We start from the raw sequence: 17,808 nt of genomic DNA, 5'->3' as shown, positions 1-17,808 counted from the left end.
CGGGATAGTCGCTCATCATTCCTCCAGGGCGGCGTGGACCGATACTTTGAAGACCAATATTTGGACGACAAAATAATTCACGACACCGGAGCAGGTCAAGACGGGTCCACGGCACCGGAGCGGCTCGGCGGGCGCGGGGCGGGGCGGGGCGGGCTCGGCATGGCTCCGCATCCCCCGCCGGTACGGGACGGCGTCCGCCGCGTGCCCGGACGGCGGAGCCCGCCCGCATCGCACCCGAGTGCCCGCCGGCGGCGGTGGCGTCCGCCCGCCCGGGCACCGGAGGACCAGCCGGGGGTCGTTACTCCCGCCGGGCCCAGTCCAGAGCCGCACCCGGGAATCGAACCCGGTTCGCCTGAGTGGAAGTCAGGTGCCTCACCATTTCGGCCTGTGCGACATGACGGCGGAACGACAGCGGTTCCGCCGGGTGGATCGGGCCGGATTCGAACCGGCAGCCTCCCGCTTGCAAGGCGAGCGCTCTTCCCATTGAGCTACAGACCCTCGGCGTGCATAAGAAAGGGTGCAGGAAAACGCGGCGGAAGCGCAAAGTGTTTTTGGCGTGAGGACGCCCCGGGCCATACGGAGGGACATCGGCCCGGGGCGTCGGGTCACGCGTAATGACCGTTACCGGCGGGCTCGGGCCGAGCGGCCCCGCCCGGGGGTCAGCAGCCGCTGCAGGACCCGGAACGGCAGGGTCACGATGCTGACGATCGTGCCGATGATGGCGCTGAGCGCTGCACTGATGCGGCGCATGGAATTCACTCCTTCAGGTCGTCCTATCCCGACCTTTACCCCGGTGTCGCGTTTTACACGGGCTTTGCCGCGATGACGACCGTGGCATGGGACTCTTCGCAGGTCTCGACCGTGGCGGTCAGCCCGCCCCGCCGGGCGGCGGCGACCGCGGCCGGGAGCTGCCGCTCGCTGGTCTCGAACAGCAGACGGCCGCCGGGGGCGAGCCAGCGCGGCGCCTGCGCGGCGACGCGGCGCAGGACGTCCAGGCCGTCGGGGCCGCCGTCGAGCGCCACCCGCGGCTCGTGGTCGCGCGCCTCCGCCGGCATCAGCGCGACCTCACCCGTCGGCACGTACGGGACGTTCGCGAGCAGGACATCGACGCGCCCGCGCAGCGCGGCCGGGAGCGGCGCGAAGAGGTCGCCCTCGTGGGCGCGGCCGCCGAACGGCGCGATGTTGCGGCGGGCGCAGCGCACCGCCGCGGGCTCGATGTCGGCGGCGTGCAGGGTGCATCCGTCCAGGCCGGAGACCAGCGCGGCCCCGAGCGCGCCCGACCCGCAGCACAGGTCGAGGACGACGGGGCGCGGCGGGGCGAGCGCGGCGGCCCGCCGGACGAGGAACTCGGTGCGGCGGCGCGGCACGAACACGCCGGGTTCGACGGCGATCCGCAGGCCGCAGAACTCCGCCCAGCCGAGGACGTGTTCGAGCGGCAGCCCGGCGGCGCGCCGCTCCACCATGGCGGACGCGTCACCCGCGTCGCGGGCGGTGGCGAGGATCAGCCGCGCCTCGTCCTCGGCGAACACGCAGCCGGCGGCGCGCAGCCTGGTGACGATGGCGGACTCGGTGAGGGAGGTGGGCATGTGCTCGGACTGTATCCCACGGCGTCCGGAGCACAGGCGGCATGGCGGGAGAATGGACCTCGTCCAAGGGGGGTCGTGGATTTGCCGGAGAGAGCCGATCTGAAGGCCGACTGCGCGAGCTGTTCCGGCCTGTGCTGCGTGGCGCTGCCGTTCGCCAGATCGGCCGACTTCGCGGTGGACAAGGCCGCGGGCGAGCCGTGCCGCAACCTCCTGGCCGACTTCCGCTGCGGCGTCCACGCCGAACTCCGGCGGCGCGGCTTTCGGGGGTGCACGGTCTTCGACTGCTTCGGCGCCGGTCAGAAGGTGTCGCAGCAGACCTTCGGCGGGCGGGACTGGCGGCGGGACCCGGACGCCGCGCGGCGCATGTTCCAGGTGTTCCCCGTCATGCGGGGGCTCCATGAGCTGCTCTGGTACCTGAACGAGGCCGTGGCGCTGCCGGCCGCCGGGCCCGTCCGCGCGGAACTCCGGCGGGCCTTCGACGACGTCGACCGTCTCACCCGGGGCGGCCCCGGAGAACTCGCCGAAGTGGACCTCCACGGGGTACGGGAAAGGGTGAACGCCCTCCTTTTGCGCGCCAGCGAGCTGGCCAGGGCCGATGTCCCCGGCCGCAAGAAAAGCCGGCGGGGCTCGGACCTCATCGGGGCCGCATTGAAAGGCGCCGATCTGCGGGGCTCCGACCTGCGCGGCGCGTACCTGATCGCGGCCGATCTGCGGGGCGCCGACCTGCGGTCGGCCGACCTCATCGGGGCCGATCTGCGGGACGCCGATCTGCGCGGCGCCGATCTCACCGGTTGCCTTTTCCTCACGCAGGCGCAGCTGAACTCGGCGCGGGGCGATGCCGCCACCCGGTTGCCGATGGGCGTGGAACGGCCTGCTCACTGGTAACCCCCTACCGGGCATTTCGGTTTAGCTCCCCCGTCAAGGGGCATTTCCGATCTGCACGTCATCGGGGGGTTGCGTGGCTTTAGGGAAATGGGGAGGCACGGGCGGCGTGGCGCTCGTGCTGCTGATTCTCACCGCGGGACTGCCGTTACTCGACAAGGCCCTCGGCAGCGGCGCGACGCCGCTCGCACCGGGGGCGGTCCTGTCGCTCGGGACGGAACGCGCCGGCGCCCGCCCGGTGACGTTCTCGGTCCCGTCCGGCGGCTGGATGCTCGAAACCGCGGAAACGTCGCTGGCGAACAACGTCGAACTGTCCAAATCCGGTGTGTACTTCTCCGTGAGCGTGGTCGTCCCGCTGGCACCGGTGAACCCGCGGGACCTGTGGGACGGCCTCGGCCGGATCGTCGCCGCGGGCGGGCGGTCGCGGCTGCGCGCACAGCCCGTTCCGATCACCACCGCGCACGGCCTGACCGGGCTGACCGGGCACCTCGCCGGACGGGAGCGCTCCGGGATGGCCACGGTGTTCGCCGGGGCCACGCTCGGCGCCGCGGCGACGGCGTCGGGGCGCCCGGACGCCTATCGGAGGCTGGCAGGGGAGGTCGAGGCCATGGTGCGGACCCTGACGATCTCGGCGCCGGCGCCATGACGCGCCGCCCGGCGTTCTGGCTGTGGGCGGTCGCGTGCCCGCTCGGGGCCTGGATCGCCTTCCGGGGGATCGGCGCGCAGGTCGCGGCGTTCCCCGTCGGCGCGGTCATCGGAGGGATCCTGCTGGTTCCGGCGCTGGTGCTGGGCATCTGGCTCCTGCGGCGGGCGCACCCCGTCCGGTCGCATCCGCTGGGATACGCGATGATGACGGTCGCGTGGGGCGGGCTCGCCGCGTTCGGGATGGCGCTGCCGGCGAACTCGGCGTTCCAGGCGGTCCTCGGCAAGACGACCGGGCCGGAGTTCAACTCCGCGTGGGGTGCGGCGATCGCCGCACCGGTCGACGAGGAGATCCTGAAGCTGCTCGGCGTGCTGACGCTGGCGCTGATGGCACCGGCGGCGGTCCGCGGGCCGCTGGACGGCTGGGGGTACGGCGCGCTCGCCGGGCTGGGCTTCCAGTTCGCAGAGAACTTCCTGTACGTCCTGAACACGATCGTGCTGACGGGCGCGACGCAGGACGCGAACGCGGCGTTCTTCTCCTTCGGCAGCCGGGTCGTCGGCGGGGCGTGGTGGAGCCACTGGGCGATGACGGCGGTCGGCGGCGCGGGGCTCGGCTGCCTGCTCGGGCGGACGTCCCGGACGGCCCGCGCCATCGCCGCCGCCGCGTTCGTGCTGGCGATGGCGCTGCACTCGTGGTGGGACGCGCCCGTCCTGCCCGGGGTGCTGCTGCTGCCGGTGAAGGGCGCGCCGATCCTGCTCGCGGCGATCGTCGCGTACCGGCTGGCGCGGCGCCGCTACCTGGCGCACTTCCGCCGGACGGTGCGCGCGGAGACCGCGAAGGGGGTCCTCGTTCCGGGCGAGGGGCACGTGCTCTCGTTCCGCAAGTGGCGCCGGAAGGAGCGGTGGGACGTGCCCGCCGGGGAGCCGCGGCGGCTGCTCGCCCGGATGCGCGCCGACCAGCTGGCGCTGATCGAGGACGGTCTCGGCGGCCTGGAGCCGGACCCGCTGGCCGCCGACCGGCTGCGGGCCGACATCCAGATCCTGCGGCACCGTCTCCACGCCTCCGAGGGGAACCCGCGCGTGGCCTGACCTGCGGGCCCTGACCTGCGGGGCCGTGCCGGCGGGCCGGTCCGCAGCGGCGTTTGCCGTGATCCGGCCCGGGTACCCGCCCAGCGGAGAACACCGTACGGCCAGGGGAGACGCGCGATGGCGGGACGAAACGGCCGGTCGAAGCCCAAAAGGCTGGAGAACCTGGTCGGCGGTGTGAACGACCGGCTCGGTTCGACGTCCTTCCTCGACGCGAACATCAAGAAGGCGTTCCCCAAGCACTGGTCGTTCCTGCTCGGCGAGATCGCGCTCTACTCGTTCGTCATCCTGGTGCTCACCGGCGTCTTCCTCACGCTGTTCTTCAAGCCGAGCGGCGCGGTGCAGGTCTACGACGGCTCGTACACGCCGCTCAAGGGCGTGAAGATGAGCGAGGCGTACGCGTCCACGCTGCATCTCACGTTCGACGTCCGGGGCGGGCTGCTGATGCGGCAGATCCACCACTGGGCCGCCGACATCTTCCTCGCGGCGATCACCATTCACCTCATGCGGATCTTCTTCACCGGGGCGTTCCGCAAGCCGCGGGAGATCAACTGGCTGATCGGCGTCACGCTGTTCGCGCTGGCGGTCGCCGAGGGGTTCGCGGGCTACTCGCTGCCGGACGACCTGCTGTCCGGCACCGGCCTGCGGATCTTCCAGGGCATCCTGCTGTCGGTCCCCGTCGTCGGGACCTACCTCGGCCTGTGGATCTTCGGCGGCGAGTTCCCGGCGAGCGAGGACTTCATCCCCCGGCTGTTCACCGTGCACATCCTGCTCGTGCCGGCCATCCTGATCGCGCTCATCACCGCCCACCTGATGATCCTCTGGCACCAGACGCACACCCAGTGGCCGGCCAGGGGCCGGCGGGAGATGACGGTGAGCGGCGAGAAGACGTTCCCGCACTTCGCGACCCAGAGCGCCGGGTACTTCCTGTTCACGTTCGGCGTCCTCGCCGGGCTGGCGACGTTCTTCCAGATCAACCCCGTCTGGCTCTACGGCCCCTACGATCCCGACAAGGTCTCGTTCGGGTCGCAGCCGGACTGGTACGTCGGCTTCCTCGAAGGCTCGCTGCGCATCATGCCGCGCCTGTCGACGACCCTGGCCGGACACACGATCTCGTGGAACGTGCTGCTGCCCGCCGTCGTCCTGCCGGGGCTGTTCTTCACGCTCCTCGGGCTGTATCCGTTCGCGGAGCGCTGGGCCACGGGGGACGAGCGCATCCACCATCTGCTGGACCGGCCGCGCAACGCCCCGACCAGGACCGGCATCGGCGCCGCGGCCATCGCCTGGTACGGGAACCTGCTGGCGGCGGGCGGCAACGACGTCATCGCGACCACCTTCAAGATCCCGCTGTTCTGGACGACCTGGTTCTTCCGGGCCGGGTTCTTCGTCGCGCCGGTCGCGGCGTTCATCATCGCCCGGCGCGTCTGCCTCAGCCTGCAGCGCCACGAACTGCGGATCCGTGCGGAGGGCGTGGAGAGCGGGCTGGTCTCGCTGAGCCCGGAGGGCGGGTTCGAGGAGCGGCACGAGCGGCCGGCCGAGGAGCGGGAGGCCGTGCTGCGGTCCCGGCAGCCGGGCGAGCTGGTCGCCCCCTATCCCCACCACCTGATCCCGCTGCCGACCCCGGACCGGGTCCGCACGCAGGTGCGGACCCGCGCCAACCGCTTCTACCTCGACTACCAGTCCGAGTCGTACGGCGGCGGCCAGGGCGACCTGAAGCGCAGGCCGCCGGAGGACGGCGGGAGCGGCGGCTGACCCGGCGCGCACGAAAGCGCCCGGCGGGATGTCCCCGTCATGTCCCCGTCAGGCGCTCATCGCCGGGCGCTCATCATCGGGCGGGGCTTACGAGCTCCGGGGCGGTGGAAGCGCCGGCTCGGCCTCCTGCGGCGGCTCCGCCGGCGGGTAATGCAGGTCGAACGCGGGACGCACCGAACGGATGCGCGGCATCCGGGTGAAGTTGTGGCGCGGCGGCGGGCAGGACGTCGCCCACTCCAGCGAGCCGCCGGTGCCCCACGGGTCGTCCGTGTGGACCTTCTCGCCGCGCCGCCACGTCCGCAGGACGTTCCACAGGAACGCGAACGTCGACGCGCCGAGGACGAACGAGCCGATGGACGAGACGAAGTTCAGGGTGGTGAACTTGTCGGCATAGTCGGCGTAGCGGCGCGGCATGCCCTCGGCGCCCAGCCAGTGCTGGACGAGGAACGTCGTGTGGAACCCGACGAACAGCGACCAGAAGTGCACCTTCCCCCAGCCCTCGTGCAGCATCCGGCCCGTCATCTTCGGCCACCAGAAGTAGAAGCCGCCGAACATCGCGAACACGACCGTGCCGAACAGGACGTAGTGGAAGTGGCCGACGACGAAGTAGGAGTCGGTGACGTGGAAGTCCAGCGGCGGTGAGGCGAGGATCACCCCGGTCAGGCCGCCGAACAGGAACGTGACGAGGAACCCGATCGCGAACAGCATGGGCGTCTCGAACGTCAGCTGCCCCTTCCACAGTGTCCCGACCCAGTTGAAGAACTTGATCCCGGTCGGCACCGCGATCATGAACGAGGTGATGGAGAAGAACGGCAGCAGCACGCCGCCGGTGGCGAACATGTGGTGCGCCCACACCGTCATGGAGAGCCCGGTGATCGCGATGGTGGCCCCCACCATTCCGAGGTAGCCGAACAGCGGCTTGCGGGCGAACACCGGGAGGATCTCGGTGACGATCCCGAAGAACGGCAGCGCCACGATGTAGACCTCGGGATGGCCGAAGAACCAGAACAGGTGCTGCCACAGCAGCGCCCCGCCGTTCGCGGCGTCGAAGATGTGCGCGCCGAGCCTGCGGTCCGCCTCCAGGCACAGCAGCGCGGCGGCGAGCACGGGAAAGGCGATGAGCACCATCAGGCTGGTCAGCAGGACGTTCCAGGTGAAGATCGGCATCCGGAACATCACCATGCCGGGCGCGCGCATCGCGATGATCGTGGTGATCAGGTTGACCGAGGTGAAGATCGTTCCGAATCCGGACAGCACGAGGCCCATCACCCACAGGTCTCCGCCGGGGCCGGGCGAGTAGGTCGGCGAGGTCAGCGGCGAGTAGGCGAACCAGCCGAACGCCGCGGCGCCACCCGGCGCCATGAAGCCCGTCAGCACGATGATCCCGCCGAACAGGAACAGCCAGTAGCTGAGCGTGTTCAGCCGCGGGAACGCCACGTCCGGCGCGCCGATCTGCAGCGGGACGATCACATTGGCGAATCCGGCGAACAGCGGGGTGGCGAACAGCAGCAGCATGATCGTGCCGTGCATCGTGAACAGCTCGTTGTACTGCTGGTTGTTCACGATCCGCAGCCCGGGCCTCAGGAGTTCCGCCCGCATCAGCATGGCCATGATCCCAGCGATCAGGAACATGGTGAACGAGGTGGCGAGATACAGGTAACCGACCATCTTGTGGTCGGTGGTGGCCAGGATGTGGCTGATCTTCGTGCCCTTGCGGTGCCGCGCGAGCGCGTCGGCGACGCTGGTGTCATCCCTCCCCCGCACGGCCGTCATCGCCGGCCCTCCCTCCCTCGTCCGAGCCCAACGGGGCACTAACCGCGCAGGTCCCTTTCAAACGCGGGGCGGAACGCGGCATTCTCCGCCGCCGGCCGGGCACGACGGCGGCATGGAGCAGATGACCCTCGGCAGTCCCGAGTTCGCCGACGACGGCCCGATCCCGGCCGCGCACTCCCGCCGGGCGGGGGACGCCTCCCCCGCGCTGCGCTGGTCGGGCGTGCCCGCCGCGGCCGTTGAGCTGGCCCTGACGTGCGAGGACCCGGACGCGCCCGGCGGCACCTTCGTGCACTGGATGCTCGCCGGCATCCCCCGGGACCTCGACGGGCTCGCCACCCGCGTGGAGGACCCGCGCATCGCCCGGGGCCGCAACGACTTCGGGGACCTCGGCTACGGCGGCCCGCAGCCCCCGCCCGGCGACGCGCCGCACCGGTACGTGTTCACCCTGTACGCGCTGCGCCCGCCGTCCGGCCTGACCTCCGGTTTCACCTCCGCGGACATGCGCGCCGCCTTGAAGGGCAAGGTGCTCGCCACCGCCACGCTCACCGGCACCTACGCCCGCTGAGCCCCTCCTCCGCCCCCGTCGCCGCCGGGGCCGGGGACGGCGCGCAGCGGTGCACCGCGCGAGGTCAACGTTTCGCCGGGCCCATCGGGGTAGGGCCGCCTGGGACGGGCCACCGCGTCGGAGGAGGAGCACGATGAAGGCTGTCACCTGGCACGGCAAGCGCGACGTCCGCGTCGACACCGTGCCCGACCCGAAGATCAAGGAACCGGACGACGCGATCATCAGGATCACCTCGACCGGCATCTGCGGGTCGGACCTGCACCTGTACGAGGTGCTCGGCCCGTTCCTCAGCGAGGGCGACATCCTCGGCCACGAGCCGATGGGCGTCGTCGAGGAGACCGGGCCGGACGTCACGCACGTCAAGCCGGGCGACCGCGTGGTCATCCCGTTCAACATCTCCTGCGGCCGCTGCCACATGTGCGACCTGCAGTTGTACGCGCAGTGCGAGACGACGCAGGTCCGCGAGCACGGCATGGGCGCGGCCCTGTACGGCTACACCCGGCTGTACGGCCAGGTGCCGGGCGCGCAGGCGGAGTACCTGCGGGTGCCGCAGGCGCACTTCGGGCCGATCAAGGTGCCGGAGGGGCCACCGGACGAGCGGTTCGTCTACCTGTCGGACGTGCTGCCGACCGCATGGCAGGCCGTCGACTGGGCCGGCATCCCGGAGGGCGGGTCGGTCACCGTGCTCGGCCTCGGCCCGATCGGGCAGATGGCCGCGCGGGTCGCCCGCCACCTCGGCTACCGGGTGATCGCCGTCGATCTCGTGCCGGAACGGCTGGAGATGGCGCGCCGGCACGGCATCGAGGTGATCGACTCCGATGACGCCGGCGACGTCCCGGACGCGGTCCGCCAGCTCACCGGGGGCCGCGGCACCGACTCGGTCATCGACGCGGTCGGGATGGAGGCGCACGGCTCGCCGGGCGCCAAGCTGGCGCAGACGCTCACCGGGCTGATGCCCGGCAACTCCGCCGCGCCGCTGATGTCGCGCGTCGGGGTGGACCGGCTCGCCGCGCTCGGCACCGCGATCGAGGTCGTCCGCCGCGGCGGGACGATCTCCGTCATCGGCGTGTACGGCGGGATGACGGACCCGCTGCCGATGCTGCGGATGTTCGACAAGGGCATCGGGCTGCGGATGGGCCAGGCGCACGTCAAGAAGTGGATCGACCGGCTGATGCCGCTCGTCGCCGACGACGCCGACCCGCTCGGAGTGATGGACCTCGCGACGCACCGCTGGCCGCTGGAGAAGGCGCCGCGGGCGTACGAGATGTTCCAGAAGAAGCAGGACGGCGCGATCAAGGTGCTGCTGCAGCCGGGTTCGGCGGCGGGGTCCGCGTGACCGGACACCTCGCGGACGGCGAGATCGCCCGCAAGTGATCGCGGAATGCGGCGGGCCCGGCGCGGCGGCCTTACCGGAGCGGCCGCCGCACCGGGCCCGGCGGGACGGCGGATGAGCGTCAGGCCGGCACGTGGGCCTTGTCGCGCGTCCAGTGCCGGTGCGCCGCGACCGCCTCGATCAGCCTGTCGGGGAAGTCGGCGGACGGTCCCTCACCCGTGACGACGCCGTGGTCGCTGACGATGTCGCCGTCGGCGAACCGCACCCCGGTGATCCCGGCGCGTTCCAGCAGCCCGATGCCCGCGTCGAGGGCGCCGACCGCCTTGCAGTGCACGAACGCCTCGGCGACGAAGTGCACGGCGTCGCCGTCCTGCGCGAGCGCCCGGACGCTCTCCTCGCCGCCCGGCACGACGACGGCGTCGTAGAGGACGGACGCGACGGTCGGCATCGCGCGGGTGACCTTCACCTGGCCGCCGCCGGCCGCCTGGACGAACCCGTCCTTGGCGGCGAGGACGTCGCAGAGCGCGCCCGCCTCGGTGAGCGCCTCACCGACCATTTCGACGGCCGCCGGGTCGGCTCCGTCCGCCACCAGGATCGCGATCTTGCGTCCCTGCACGGAGTCCGCCGGCGTGTTCGCCTGGCTCAGCGCGGGCGAGGTGCGGCCGTGATTGGCGTTCACGGGCGTCTTCGGCGGCTCCACGCCGATGCCCTCGGCGACCCGGACGGCGAGGTCGTGGTCGACATGGTCGAGATGCTCGACGATGCCCTCCCGGATGTGCACGTGGTCGCACTTGCCGAGTTCGAACCGGAACGCGCCGACGATGTGCTCCTTCTCCCAGTCGGCCATGCTGTTCCAGAACAGCGTCGCCTGGGAGTAGTGGTCGGCGAAGCTCTCGCTCCGCTTGCGGATCTTGTCGCCGTCCACCCGCTCCGGGTAGTGGGTGAACGACCCCTCGCCGCCGACCGCCGGGCAGCCGCCCGACAGCGAGTTCTTGTGGTAGCTCGCCTGGCCCTGCTGGACGTCCATCTGGTGGTAGCCGTCGCGGTGGTGGTTGCGCACCGGCGCGACCGGACGGTTGACGGGGATCTGCGGGAAGTTCGGCCCGCCGAGCCGGATCAGCTGCGTGTCCAGGTAGGAGAACAGCCGCGCCTGCAGCAGCGGGTCGTTGGAGAAGTCGATGCCCGGCACGACGTTGCCCAGGTGGAAGGCGACCTGCTCGGTCTCGGCGAAGAAGTTGCCGGGGTTGCGGTCCAGCACCAGCGTGCCGACCGGGCGCACCGGCACCTCCTCCTCTGGAATGATCTTGGTTGGGTCGAGCAGGTCGAAGTCGAACCGGTGCTCGTCCTCCTCCGGCACGAGCTGGACGCCGAACTCGTACTCGGGGAAGTCGCCGGCCTCGATGCGGTCCCACAGGTCGCGCCGGTTGAAGTCCGGGTCCTTCCCCGCGATCTTCTGCGTCTCGTCCCAGGCGAGCGAGTGGGTGCCGAGCCTGGGCTTCCAGTGGAACTTCACGAACGTCCCGCGGCCCTGCGCGTTCACCAGCCGGAACGTGTGGACGCCGAAGCCCTGCATCATCGCGAAGCTGCGCGGGAGCGCCCGGTCCGACATCAGCCACATCATCATGTGCATGGTCTCGGGTTGCAGTTGCACGAAGTCCCAGAGCGTGTCGTGCGCGGACGACGCCTGCGGGATCTCGTTCGGCGGCTCGGGCTTCACCGCGTGCACGAAGTCGGGGAACTTGATGCCGTCCTGGATGAAAAAGACCGGCATGTTGTTGCCCACGAGGTCGAAGTTGCCCTGCCGCGTGTAGAACTTCGTCGCGAACCCGCGGACGTCGCGGACGGTGTCGGCCGAGCCGCGCGATCCCGCGACGGTGGAGAACCGCACGAACACCGGCGTCGTCAGGGACGTGTCGGTGAGGAACTCGGCGGTGGTGTACTCGGCGAGCGACTCGTGCAGCGTGAAATGGCCGTACGCGCCGGCACCACGCGCGTGCACGACCCGCTCGGGAATGCGTTCATGGTCGAAATGGGTGATCTTCTCGCGCAGATGGAAGTCTTCCATCAGCGACGGGCCGCGCTCGCCCGCGGAAAGCGAGTTGTCGGTGTCGTCGACCCGGACCCCCTGGTCCGTGGTGAGCTCCGTCCCCTGCGGGCTCACCCGCCGCTGGTCGATCTGCTCCTGTTTCCGGTCTTCGCGGCCGGCGGGGTCAGCCATGATCCAGCTCCCTCAACGATGAATGGTCATCTGAGGGCGGCTACCCCCTGTTTATTGCGACATGCGCGGTTTGACCGGAACTTGAGTCGTGTCCGGCGCACCCGTTCGTGGCGGCCCGCGACCGCTTGGCGGCGGGGCGGCGCACGCCGTCCGGCATGGTGGGAGGCGGCCGGGGGCCCGCCCATCGCGCCCGGTGCCCGGGTCCCGGCGTGCGGTGGCGCGGCTACCGGCATGGCAGGTGATCGGGAGGCGGCACCGTCGCCGAGGGGGCGATCGCGCCCGCCTTGGAGCACTTCGTGTGGTTGATCGCAGGTCCGCGCGTCTTGCCGCCATGTCGGGGCCCGGAATCCGCTACGGTCGGGGACGCCGCGTAGGCGAGGGGAAGGAAGACACAGAGCACATGGCCGAGAAGGTCATTCGCGTCGACGACATCGACGGCTCCGAAGGCGTCGATGTCGCAAAGCGAGACTTCGAAGTCTTGGGTCGGACGTTCACGATCGACTTGAGCGATGACAACTACAAGCGGCTGAACGAGATGCTGGACGCCCTCGCGCCCTTCATCGAGAACGCCGCAGAGGTGAAGCCCGCTGGGAAGGGCCGCAAGTCCCGCGCCGCGAAGATCAAGGGCTACACGAACGGCGATGTCCGCGAGTGGGCATTGCGTCAGGACATCGAAGTCTCCGAACGTGGCAAGATATCGGATGAGGTCTATGCTGCATTCATCGAGGCACATCCGGACGCGAAGCCGGACGCATAGCTAGAGGGAGTCCCCGCATGGCACAGAAGGTCGAAGTCCTTCTCGTTGACGACATCGACGGCGGCGAGGCTGACGAGACCGTCAGCTTTTCCATCGATGGCACGGCTTATGAGATCGACCTGAGCAAGAAGAACGCCGCCAAGCTGCGCAACGGCCTGGAGCCGTTCGTGGCCAGCGCCCGCAAAGCACGCAAGCCCACCGGCCGCGCCGGTCGCGGGGCGCGCACCGCGGGCAGCCGTGAGCGCTCCGCCGAGATTCGCGAGTGGGCCAAGAACCACGGCATCAAGGTCAATGAGCGGGGCCGTATCCCCGCCAATGTGATCGAGCAGTACGAGGCCGCGCACTAGCGTCGGCGCGGCCGGCGGCGTTCCGGCACCGCACCGAGGGCCGGGGTGGAATTCTCACCACCCCGGCCCTTACCTGCACACCGGGCAAAAATGCCATTAGGCCAAAATGCCGGGAATAGTGCGGGACATCACAATAGGGTGGCCGCAGGGGCGACGGCTGAGGGGGCTGACCGGTTGGCACGGGTGACACGGCGGGACCGGGTCCGCTACTGGTTCGACCGGACGATGTCCAAGGGGACGCCGGCGCTCATCGGCTGGCTGGGGCTCGCGTCCGGGGCACTGGTCCTCGTCGTCGCGACGGCGGCGGTCGTCATCGCGCCGCGCGACAGCGCGGAGAACGGCCGCTGGCCCGGCATGGTCTGGCGCAGCCTGCTGCGCACCCTGGATCCGGGCACGATGGGCGGCGACACCGGGACGGGCCCCTTCCTGGCGCTGATGCTGGTCTCCACCATCGGCGGCATCTTCATCGTCAGCTCGCTGATCGGCGTGCTCACCACCGGCCTGGAAACCAAGATCACCGAGCTGCGCAAGGGCCGGTCGCGGATCGTCGAGCACGGCCACACCGTGCTGCTCGGCTGGTCGGAACAGGTCTTCACCGTGGTCGCCGAGCTGGTGGAGGCCAACCAGAGCCGGCGCCGGTCGTGCGTGGCGATCCTCGCCAACCGCGACAAGGTCGAGATGGAGGACGCGATCCGCGCCCGGGTGGGCGATCTCGGCCGCACCCGCATCGTGTGCCGCACCGGCGACCCGCTGAAGGTCTCCGACGTGGAACTGGTCAGCCCCGGCACGGCGCGCTCCATCCTCGTCGTCACGCCCGAGGTCGCGGACGCCGACACCCGGGTCATCAAGGTGCTGCTGACGCTCGGCGCCAGGAAATGGGGCCGGCACCGCCCGCACGTCGTCGCCGCCGTGCACGACTCGGCGAACCTGCCCGCCGCCCGCCTCGCGGGCGGTGACCGCGCGCACGTCATCGACGCCGACGACGTCGCGATCCGGCTGATCGTGCAGTCGCACCGCCAGTCCGGCCTGTCGCAGGTCTGCACCGACCTGCTGGACTTCGCCGGTCACGAGTTCTACATGCGGCCCGAACCGTCCCTCGCGGGGACGCCGTTCGGGGACGCGCTGTCGGCCTACGAGCTCGGTGTCCCGGCGGGGCTGCGGCGCGGCGACGGGACCGTGCTGCTGAACCCGCCGATGGACACCGTGATCCGCGCCGACGACGAGATCATCGTCCTCGCCGAGGACGACCTGCTCATCAGCCTCGCCGGCGGCCCGGCCCCGCCCGTGCGCGAGGAGGCGATCACCACCGCCACCGCGCACCTGCCGGTGCCCGAGCGCACGCTGATGCTCGGCTGGAACCACCGCGCCCCGAAGATCATCGAGCTGCTGGACGCGTTCCTCGCCCCGGCCTCCGAGCTCGTCGTGGCGGCGCCGCGCGAGGACCCGACCTGCGGCCTGCCCACGCCCGTGAACCTCAAGCTCGGCTTCGTCCGGGCGGAGCCGACCGAGCGGCCGTCGCTGGAGTCCCTCGACGTCGGCGCCTACCAGCACGTGATCGTGCTGTCGGACGCCGACCACGACCGCGAGCACGCCGACGCCCGCACCCTCGTCACGCTGCTGCACCTGCGCGACATGGAGGACGCGCTCGGCGACCCGTTCGCCATCGTCAGCGAGATCAACGATGACGCCAACCGGGAGATCGCGCAGGTCACCAAGGCCGACGACTTCGTGGTCAGCGAGAAGCTGATCAGCCTGATGCTGACCCAGCTCAGCGAGAACCGGCACCTGTACGACGTGTTCGTCGACCTGCTCGATCCGGCGGGGTCGGAGATCTACCTCAAGCCCGCGTGCGACTACCTGGTGCCGGGCCTGGAGGCCGACTTCGCGACGCTGATCGAGTCGGCGCGGCGGCGCGGCGAGGTCGCACTCGGCTACCGGCTGACCGCGCACTTCCACGAGCCGCCCGGCTACGGCGTGGTGCTCAACCCGGGCAAGACGGCACCGCTCACGCTGTCCGCCGACGACCGCGTCATCGTGCTCGCCGAGAACTGACCCCCCGCTCGCCGGGCCGCGCGAGGTCGTGGCCCGCGCGCACGGCGCCGGTGCCGCGCTCGCGCAGCGCCGTCTCGGCCCGGTGGGCGTCCTCGGCCATGCCGCGGATCTCCGCGCCCGCCATCTCGTCCCCCACGGTGCTCGCCAGCAGGTCCCGGTAGCGGGCGTTCTGCTCGGGCAGGGTCTGCAGCACCCGCGACTCGTGGTAGGCGTCGTCGGCCTCGCCCGCCCGGCGCGCGTACGCCTCCAGCGCCTCGATCCGCCCGGTGACCGAGCGGACCGACAGCTCCAGCGCGCGGTCCTGCGGCTCCAGCAGCGCCCGGACGCGCGGCGAGAGCCGCTCGGGCTGCTGGGCGAGGCGTTCCCGGCGCAGCCGCGTGTGCTCGGCGAGGGCGCCCGCGATCGCCCATTCCTGCCGCGGCAGGACGACCGTGTTGCTGATGTCGTCCAGCAGCCCCGCACCGTGCGCCTGCGACCCGAGGACGGCGTCGATGGCGCGCTGCGCGCGGACGAGGAGCCGCGCGGCGGGCCGGTCGAAGTCGGCGGGCAGCAGGTAGGAGCCGTGGTGCTCGCGGGCGGCGCGGGCGGCGGCCGGTTCCCGGACATGCCGCAGCGCGCCGATCGCCCAGCCGGTGAAGCTGACGGCGGCGAGGACGGCGGCGGCCTCCACCTGGCCGAGCATCAGCAGGAGGACCTGGAGGGCCGGGGTGAGCATCATCGTGACGACGGGCAGCCGGCCCCATCGCGCCGCGTCGCCCACCAGGTCGTCGCCGTCCAGTGAGGCGAGGAAGAACACCCGCAGCCAGCCGCCGGGCAGGACGCCGTAGAAGAACGCGAACACGGGGATCCACACCAGCCGCGCCACGACCGTGGCGGCGCGCAGCCGCGGGACGGGCGGCGCGGGCATGCACGCCGGGACGAGCCGCCCCGGCGCCGCCGCCAGCAGCACGCGATCGCCTTCACTGATGCCGGGATCGAACACCGGACGGGGGCGGTCCTGCTCGTTCATCGCCCACTCCCCACCGACTCTTGGACTCCTGGGCCCGCGGAATGAGCCGAGCCTTGCACACACGATCCGGCTCACTCCGCTTTGTCACAGAATCCGGACATTCCTTCGGCACCGGCCACCGGTCCTGGAGCTCCGCCCCCATCTCCCTGCCGCGTTCCGCCGTCCAACCCCGGGGACGCCGCGGCTCCTGCTCGTGCCGATGCTTTCGTTCAGGGGTTCATTCCACACAGAACGGTCGATAACCGTCGCCGGATCGGGAGAGTCACCGCCGCACCGGGGTAAGGAAGATCTTGAACGGGTGCCGGTGCCGGTGCCGGCGCAGGAGCAGCGGAGGGAGGGCCGGGTGAACGCCGTGCTCGGGCTGCTGGCCATCCTCGTGCTGACCGCGGCGACCGGCTACTTCGTGGCGCAGGAGTTCGCGTTCGTCACCGCGGACCGCCCCGTCCTCGACCAGCGGGCGGCGGAGGGCGACCGGGCGTCGGCGCGGGCGCTGCGGGTGATGGGGCGGTTGTCGTTCATGCTGTCGGGCGCCCAGCTCGGCATCACGGTCACCGCGCTGGTGGTGGGGTTCATCGCCAAGCCCGCGCTGGCCGACCTGATCGACCCGGCGCTGCGCGCGGCCGGCGTCCCGGACGGGGCGTCCGGCGGGGTGGCGGTCGCGTTCGGGTTCGCCCTCGCCACCGTGATCCAGATGCTGCTGGGCGAGCTGTTCCCCAAGAACCTGGCCCTGGCCAGGGCCGAGCCGCTGGCGCGCGCTCTCGCCGCCTCCACCCTCGGCTACCTGGCGGTGGCGGGGCCGCTGATCCGGCTGTTCGACGCGTCCGCGAACCGGCTCGTGCGCGCGGCCGGCATCGAGCCGGTGGAGGAACTGCACCACGGCGCGACGCTGGAGGAGATCGGGCACATCATCGGCGAGTCCGGCGAGCAGCTCCCGGAAGTCCATATCGACCTGCTGGAGCGGGCCCTGGCCTTCTCCGAGCGCGACGCCGAGGAGGTCATGGTGCCGCGCGTGGACGTGGTGACCGTGCCGGCGTCCGCACGCGCCGCCGAGCTGAGCGACATCATCTCCGCGAGCGGGCACACCCGCTATCCCGTCCTCGGCGAGGGCGTGGACGACGTCGTCGGCGTCGTCGGGCTGGAGGAGCTGATCACGCTCGGCCCGGCCGCGGCCGGCCGCATCGCGGTCGGCGAGATCGCCCGGCCGCCGCTGCTGCTGCCGTCCTCGCTGCCGCTGCCGGACGTGGTGCTCCGGCTGCGGGGCACGGCCGAGCCGATGGCCTGCGTGGTGGACGAGTACGGGGGCTTCGCCGGAATCGTCACCTGGGAGGACGTCGCCGAGGAGCTGGTCGGGGAGATCGCCGACGAGAACGAGCCCGGCGAGGAGCTCGCGATCCGCAGCGGCGAGTGGTGGACGACCGACGCCGGGCTGCGGATGGACGAGGTCGCCCACGAGACGGGCATCGCGCTCCCGGAGGGCGACTACGAGACCGTGGCGGGGCTGCTGCTGAAACGGCTCGGCCGGGTCGCGCGGCCCGGCGACGTCGTGCGCGTCCGCCTCCCGCCGGAGCGGCTGGACGAGCCGCCGCGCACCGCCGTGATCGAGGTCCTCACGATCCACCGGCACGTGCCCGAGCTGATCCGCGTCCGCACCGTCGAGAGCGCCGGGGAGGACCGGTGAACCTCGCCCTCGGCGCGCCCGTCACGCTGGCACTGCTGGCCGGCAACGGGTTCTTCGTCGCCACCGAGTTCGCGCTGGTGGCGGCGCGGCGGCCGCGGCTGGAGCGGGCGGCGGCGCGCGGCGGGCGG

The 17,808-nt window shown here is 71.5% G+C and carries 15 protein-coding genes and 2 tRNA genes; 10 read left to right on the top strand and 7 right to left on the bottom strand.

Going from position 1 to position 17,808, the window contains the following annotated elements:
- Positions 1–322: 322 nt before the first annotated feature.
- From AF1_RS27265 to AF1_RS27255, 4 genes are all read right to left on the bottom strand, one after another.
- Positions 323–394 (bottom strand) — tRNA-Gly (locus AF1_RS27265).
- A 31-nt stretch (positions 395–425) separates the two neighbouring features.
- Positions 426–498 (bottom strand) — tRNA-Ala (locus tag AF1_RS27260).
- Between the two features lie 123 nt (positions 499–621).
- Entirely contained in the window at positions 622–750 is a 129-nt protein-coding gene (locus AF1_RS36655) for an LPFR motif small protein (protein ID WP_255218843.1), read from the bottom strand.
- Positions 751–803: 53 nt separating this feature from the next.
- The gene (locus tag AF1_RS27255; RefSeq protein ID WP_067805414.1) at positions 804–1,586 is read right to left on the bottom strand and encodes a putative protein N(5)-glutamine methyltransferase; all 783 of its coding nucleotides are present in this window, start codon (positions 1,584–1,586) and stop codon (positions 804–806) included.
- Between the two features lie 75 nt (positions 1,587–1,661).
- Between AF1_RS27255 and AF1_RS27250 the strand changes: the two genes are divergently transcribed.
- The 4 genes from AF1_RS27250 to qcrB all read left to right on the top strand — a co-directional run bounded on the left by AF1_RS27250 (position 1,662) and on the right by qcrB (position 5,948).
- Complete coding sequence (locus AF1_RS27250; RefSeq protein WP_067805411.1) at positions 1,662–2,471, top strand: pentapeptide repeat-containing protein; 810 nt, start codon at positions 1,662–1,664, stop codon at positions 2,469–2,471.
- Between the two features lie 106 nt (positions 2,472–2,577).
- Positions 2,578–3,114 (top strand): hypothetical protein, encoded by a 537-nt coding sequence (locus tag AF1_RS27245; RefSeq protein ID WP_067805408.1) that lies wholly within the window; start codon positions 2,578–2,580, stop codon positions 3,112–3,114.
- Complete coding sequence (locus AF1_RS27240; RefSeq protein WP_067805404.1) at positions 3,111–4,199, top strand: PrsW family intramembrane metalloprotease; 1,089 nt, start codon at positions 3,111–3,113, stop codon at positions 4,197–4,199. Before AF1_RS27245 ends, AF1_RS27240 begins: the two co-directional genes overlap by 4 nt.
- A gap of 117 nt (positions 4,200–4,316) precedes the next feature.
- The gene (qcrB, locus tag AF1_RS27235; RefSeq protein ID WP_067805401.1) at positions 4,317–5,948 is read left to right on the top strand and encodes a cytochrome bc1 complex cytochrome b subunit; all 1,632 of its coding nucleotides are present in this window, start codon (positions 4,317–4,319) and stop codon (positions 5,946–5,948) included.
- An 87-nt stretch (positions 5,949–6,035) separates the two neighbouring features.
- On the opposite strand, the gene ctaD is transcribed toward qcrB, so the two are convergent.
- On the bottom strand, positions 6,036–7,721 hold the full coding sequence (ctaD, locus tag AF1_RS27230; protein WP_067805398.1) for an aa3-type cytochrome oxidase subunit I: 1,686 nt from the start codon (positions 7,719–7,721) through the stop codon (positions 6,036–6,038).
- 112 nt (positions 7,722–7,833) lie between these two features.
- On the opposite strand from ctaD, the gene AF1_RS27225 reads away from it, so the two are divergent.
- On the top strand, positions 7,834–8,286 hold the full coding sequence (locus AF1_RS27225; protein WP_067805395.1) for a YbhB/YbcL family Raf kinase inhibitor-like protein: 453 nt from the start codon (positions 7,834–7,836) through the stop codon (positions 8,284–8,286).
- 133 nt (positions 8,287–8,419) lie between these two features.
- Entirely contained in the window at positions 8,420–9,622 is a 1,203-nt protein-coding gene (locus AF1_RS27220) for a zinc-dependent alcohol dehydrogenase (RefSeq protein ID WP_067805392.1), read from the top strand.
- A 118-nt stretch (positions 9,623–9,740) separates the two neighbouring features.
- On the opposite strand, the gene AF1_RS27215 is transcribed toward AF1_RS27220, so the two are convergent.
- Positions 9,741–11,837 (bottom strand): catalase, encoded by a 2,097-nt coding sequence (locus AF1_RS27215; RefSeq protein ID WP_067805388.1) that lies wholly within the window; start codon positions 11,835–11,837, stop codon positions 9,741–9,743.
- A 400-nt stretch (positions 11,838–12,237) separates the two neighbouring features.
- On the opposite strand from AF1_RS27215, the gene AF1_RS27210 reads away from it, so the two are divergent.
- The 3 genes from AF1_RS27210 (at position 12,238) to AF1_RS27200 (ending at position 14,993) form a co-directional block, all read left to right on the top strand.
- Complete coding sequence (locus tag AF1_RS27210; protein WP_067805385.1) at positions 12,238–12,594, top strand: histone-like nucleoid-structuring protein Lsr2; 357 nt, start codon at positions 12,238–12,240, stop codon at positions 12,592–12,594.
- A gap of 17 nt (positions 12,595–12,611) precedes the next feature.
- Positions 12,612–12,941, top strand: a complete 330-nt coding sequence (locus tag AF1_RS27205; protein ID WP_067805382.1) for a histone-like nucleoid-structuring protein Lsr2 — start codon at positions 12,612–12,614, stop codon at positions 12,939–12,941.
- 174 nt (positions 12,942–13,115) lie between these two features.
- Entirely contained in the window at positions 13,116–14,993 is a 1,878-nt protein-coding gene (locus AF1_RS27200) for a CASTOR/POLLUX-related putative ion channel (RefSeq protein WP_067805379.1), read from the top strand.
- Here the strand turns inward: AF1_RS27200 and AF1_RS27195 are convergent.
- Positions 14,971–16,002: a hypothetical protein gene (locus tag AF1_RS27195; protein ID WP_067805377.1), complete on the bottom strand. Its 1,032-nt coding sequence runs from the start codon at positions 16,000–16,002 to the stop codon at positions 14,971–14,973. The two genes, AF1_RS27200 and AF1_RS27195, sit on opposite strands and share 23 nt — an antisense overlap.
- 343 nt (positions 16,003–16,345) lie before the next feature.
- Between AF1_RS27195 and AF1_RS27190 the strand changes: the two genes are divergently transcribed.
- Positions 16,346–17,680: a hemolysin family protein gene (locus AF1_RS27190; RefSeq protein ID WP_067805416.1), complete on the top strand. Its 1,335-nt coding sequence runs from the start codon at positions 16,346–16,348 to the stop codon at positions 17,678–17,680.
- Positions 17,681–17,808 lie beyond the last annotated feature (128 nt).

Source organism: Actinomadura formosensis NBRC 14204 (assembly GCF_001552155.1).
Classification (GTDB): domain Bacteria; phylum Actinomycetota; class Actinomycetes; order Streptosporangiales; family Streptosporangiaceae; genus Spirillospora; species Spirillospora formosensis.
The sequence above is the reverse complement of the archived record's forward strand: the minus strand, read 5'-3'. Positions and strand labels throughout refer to the sequence as shown.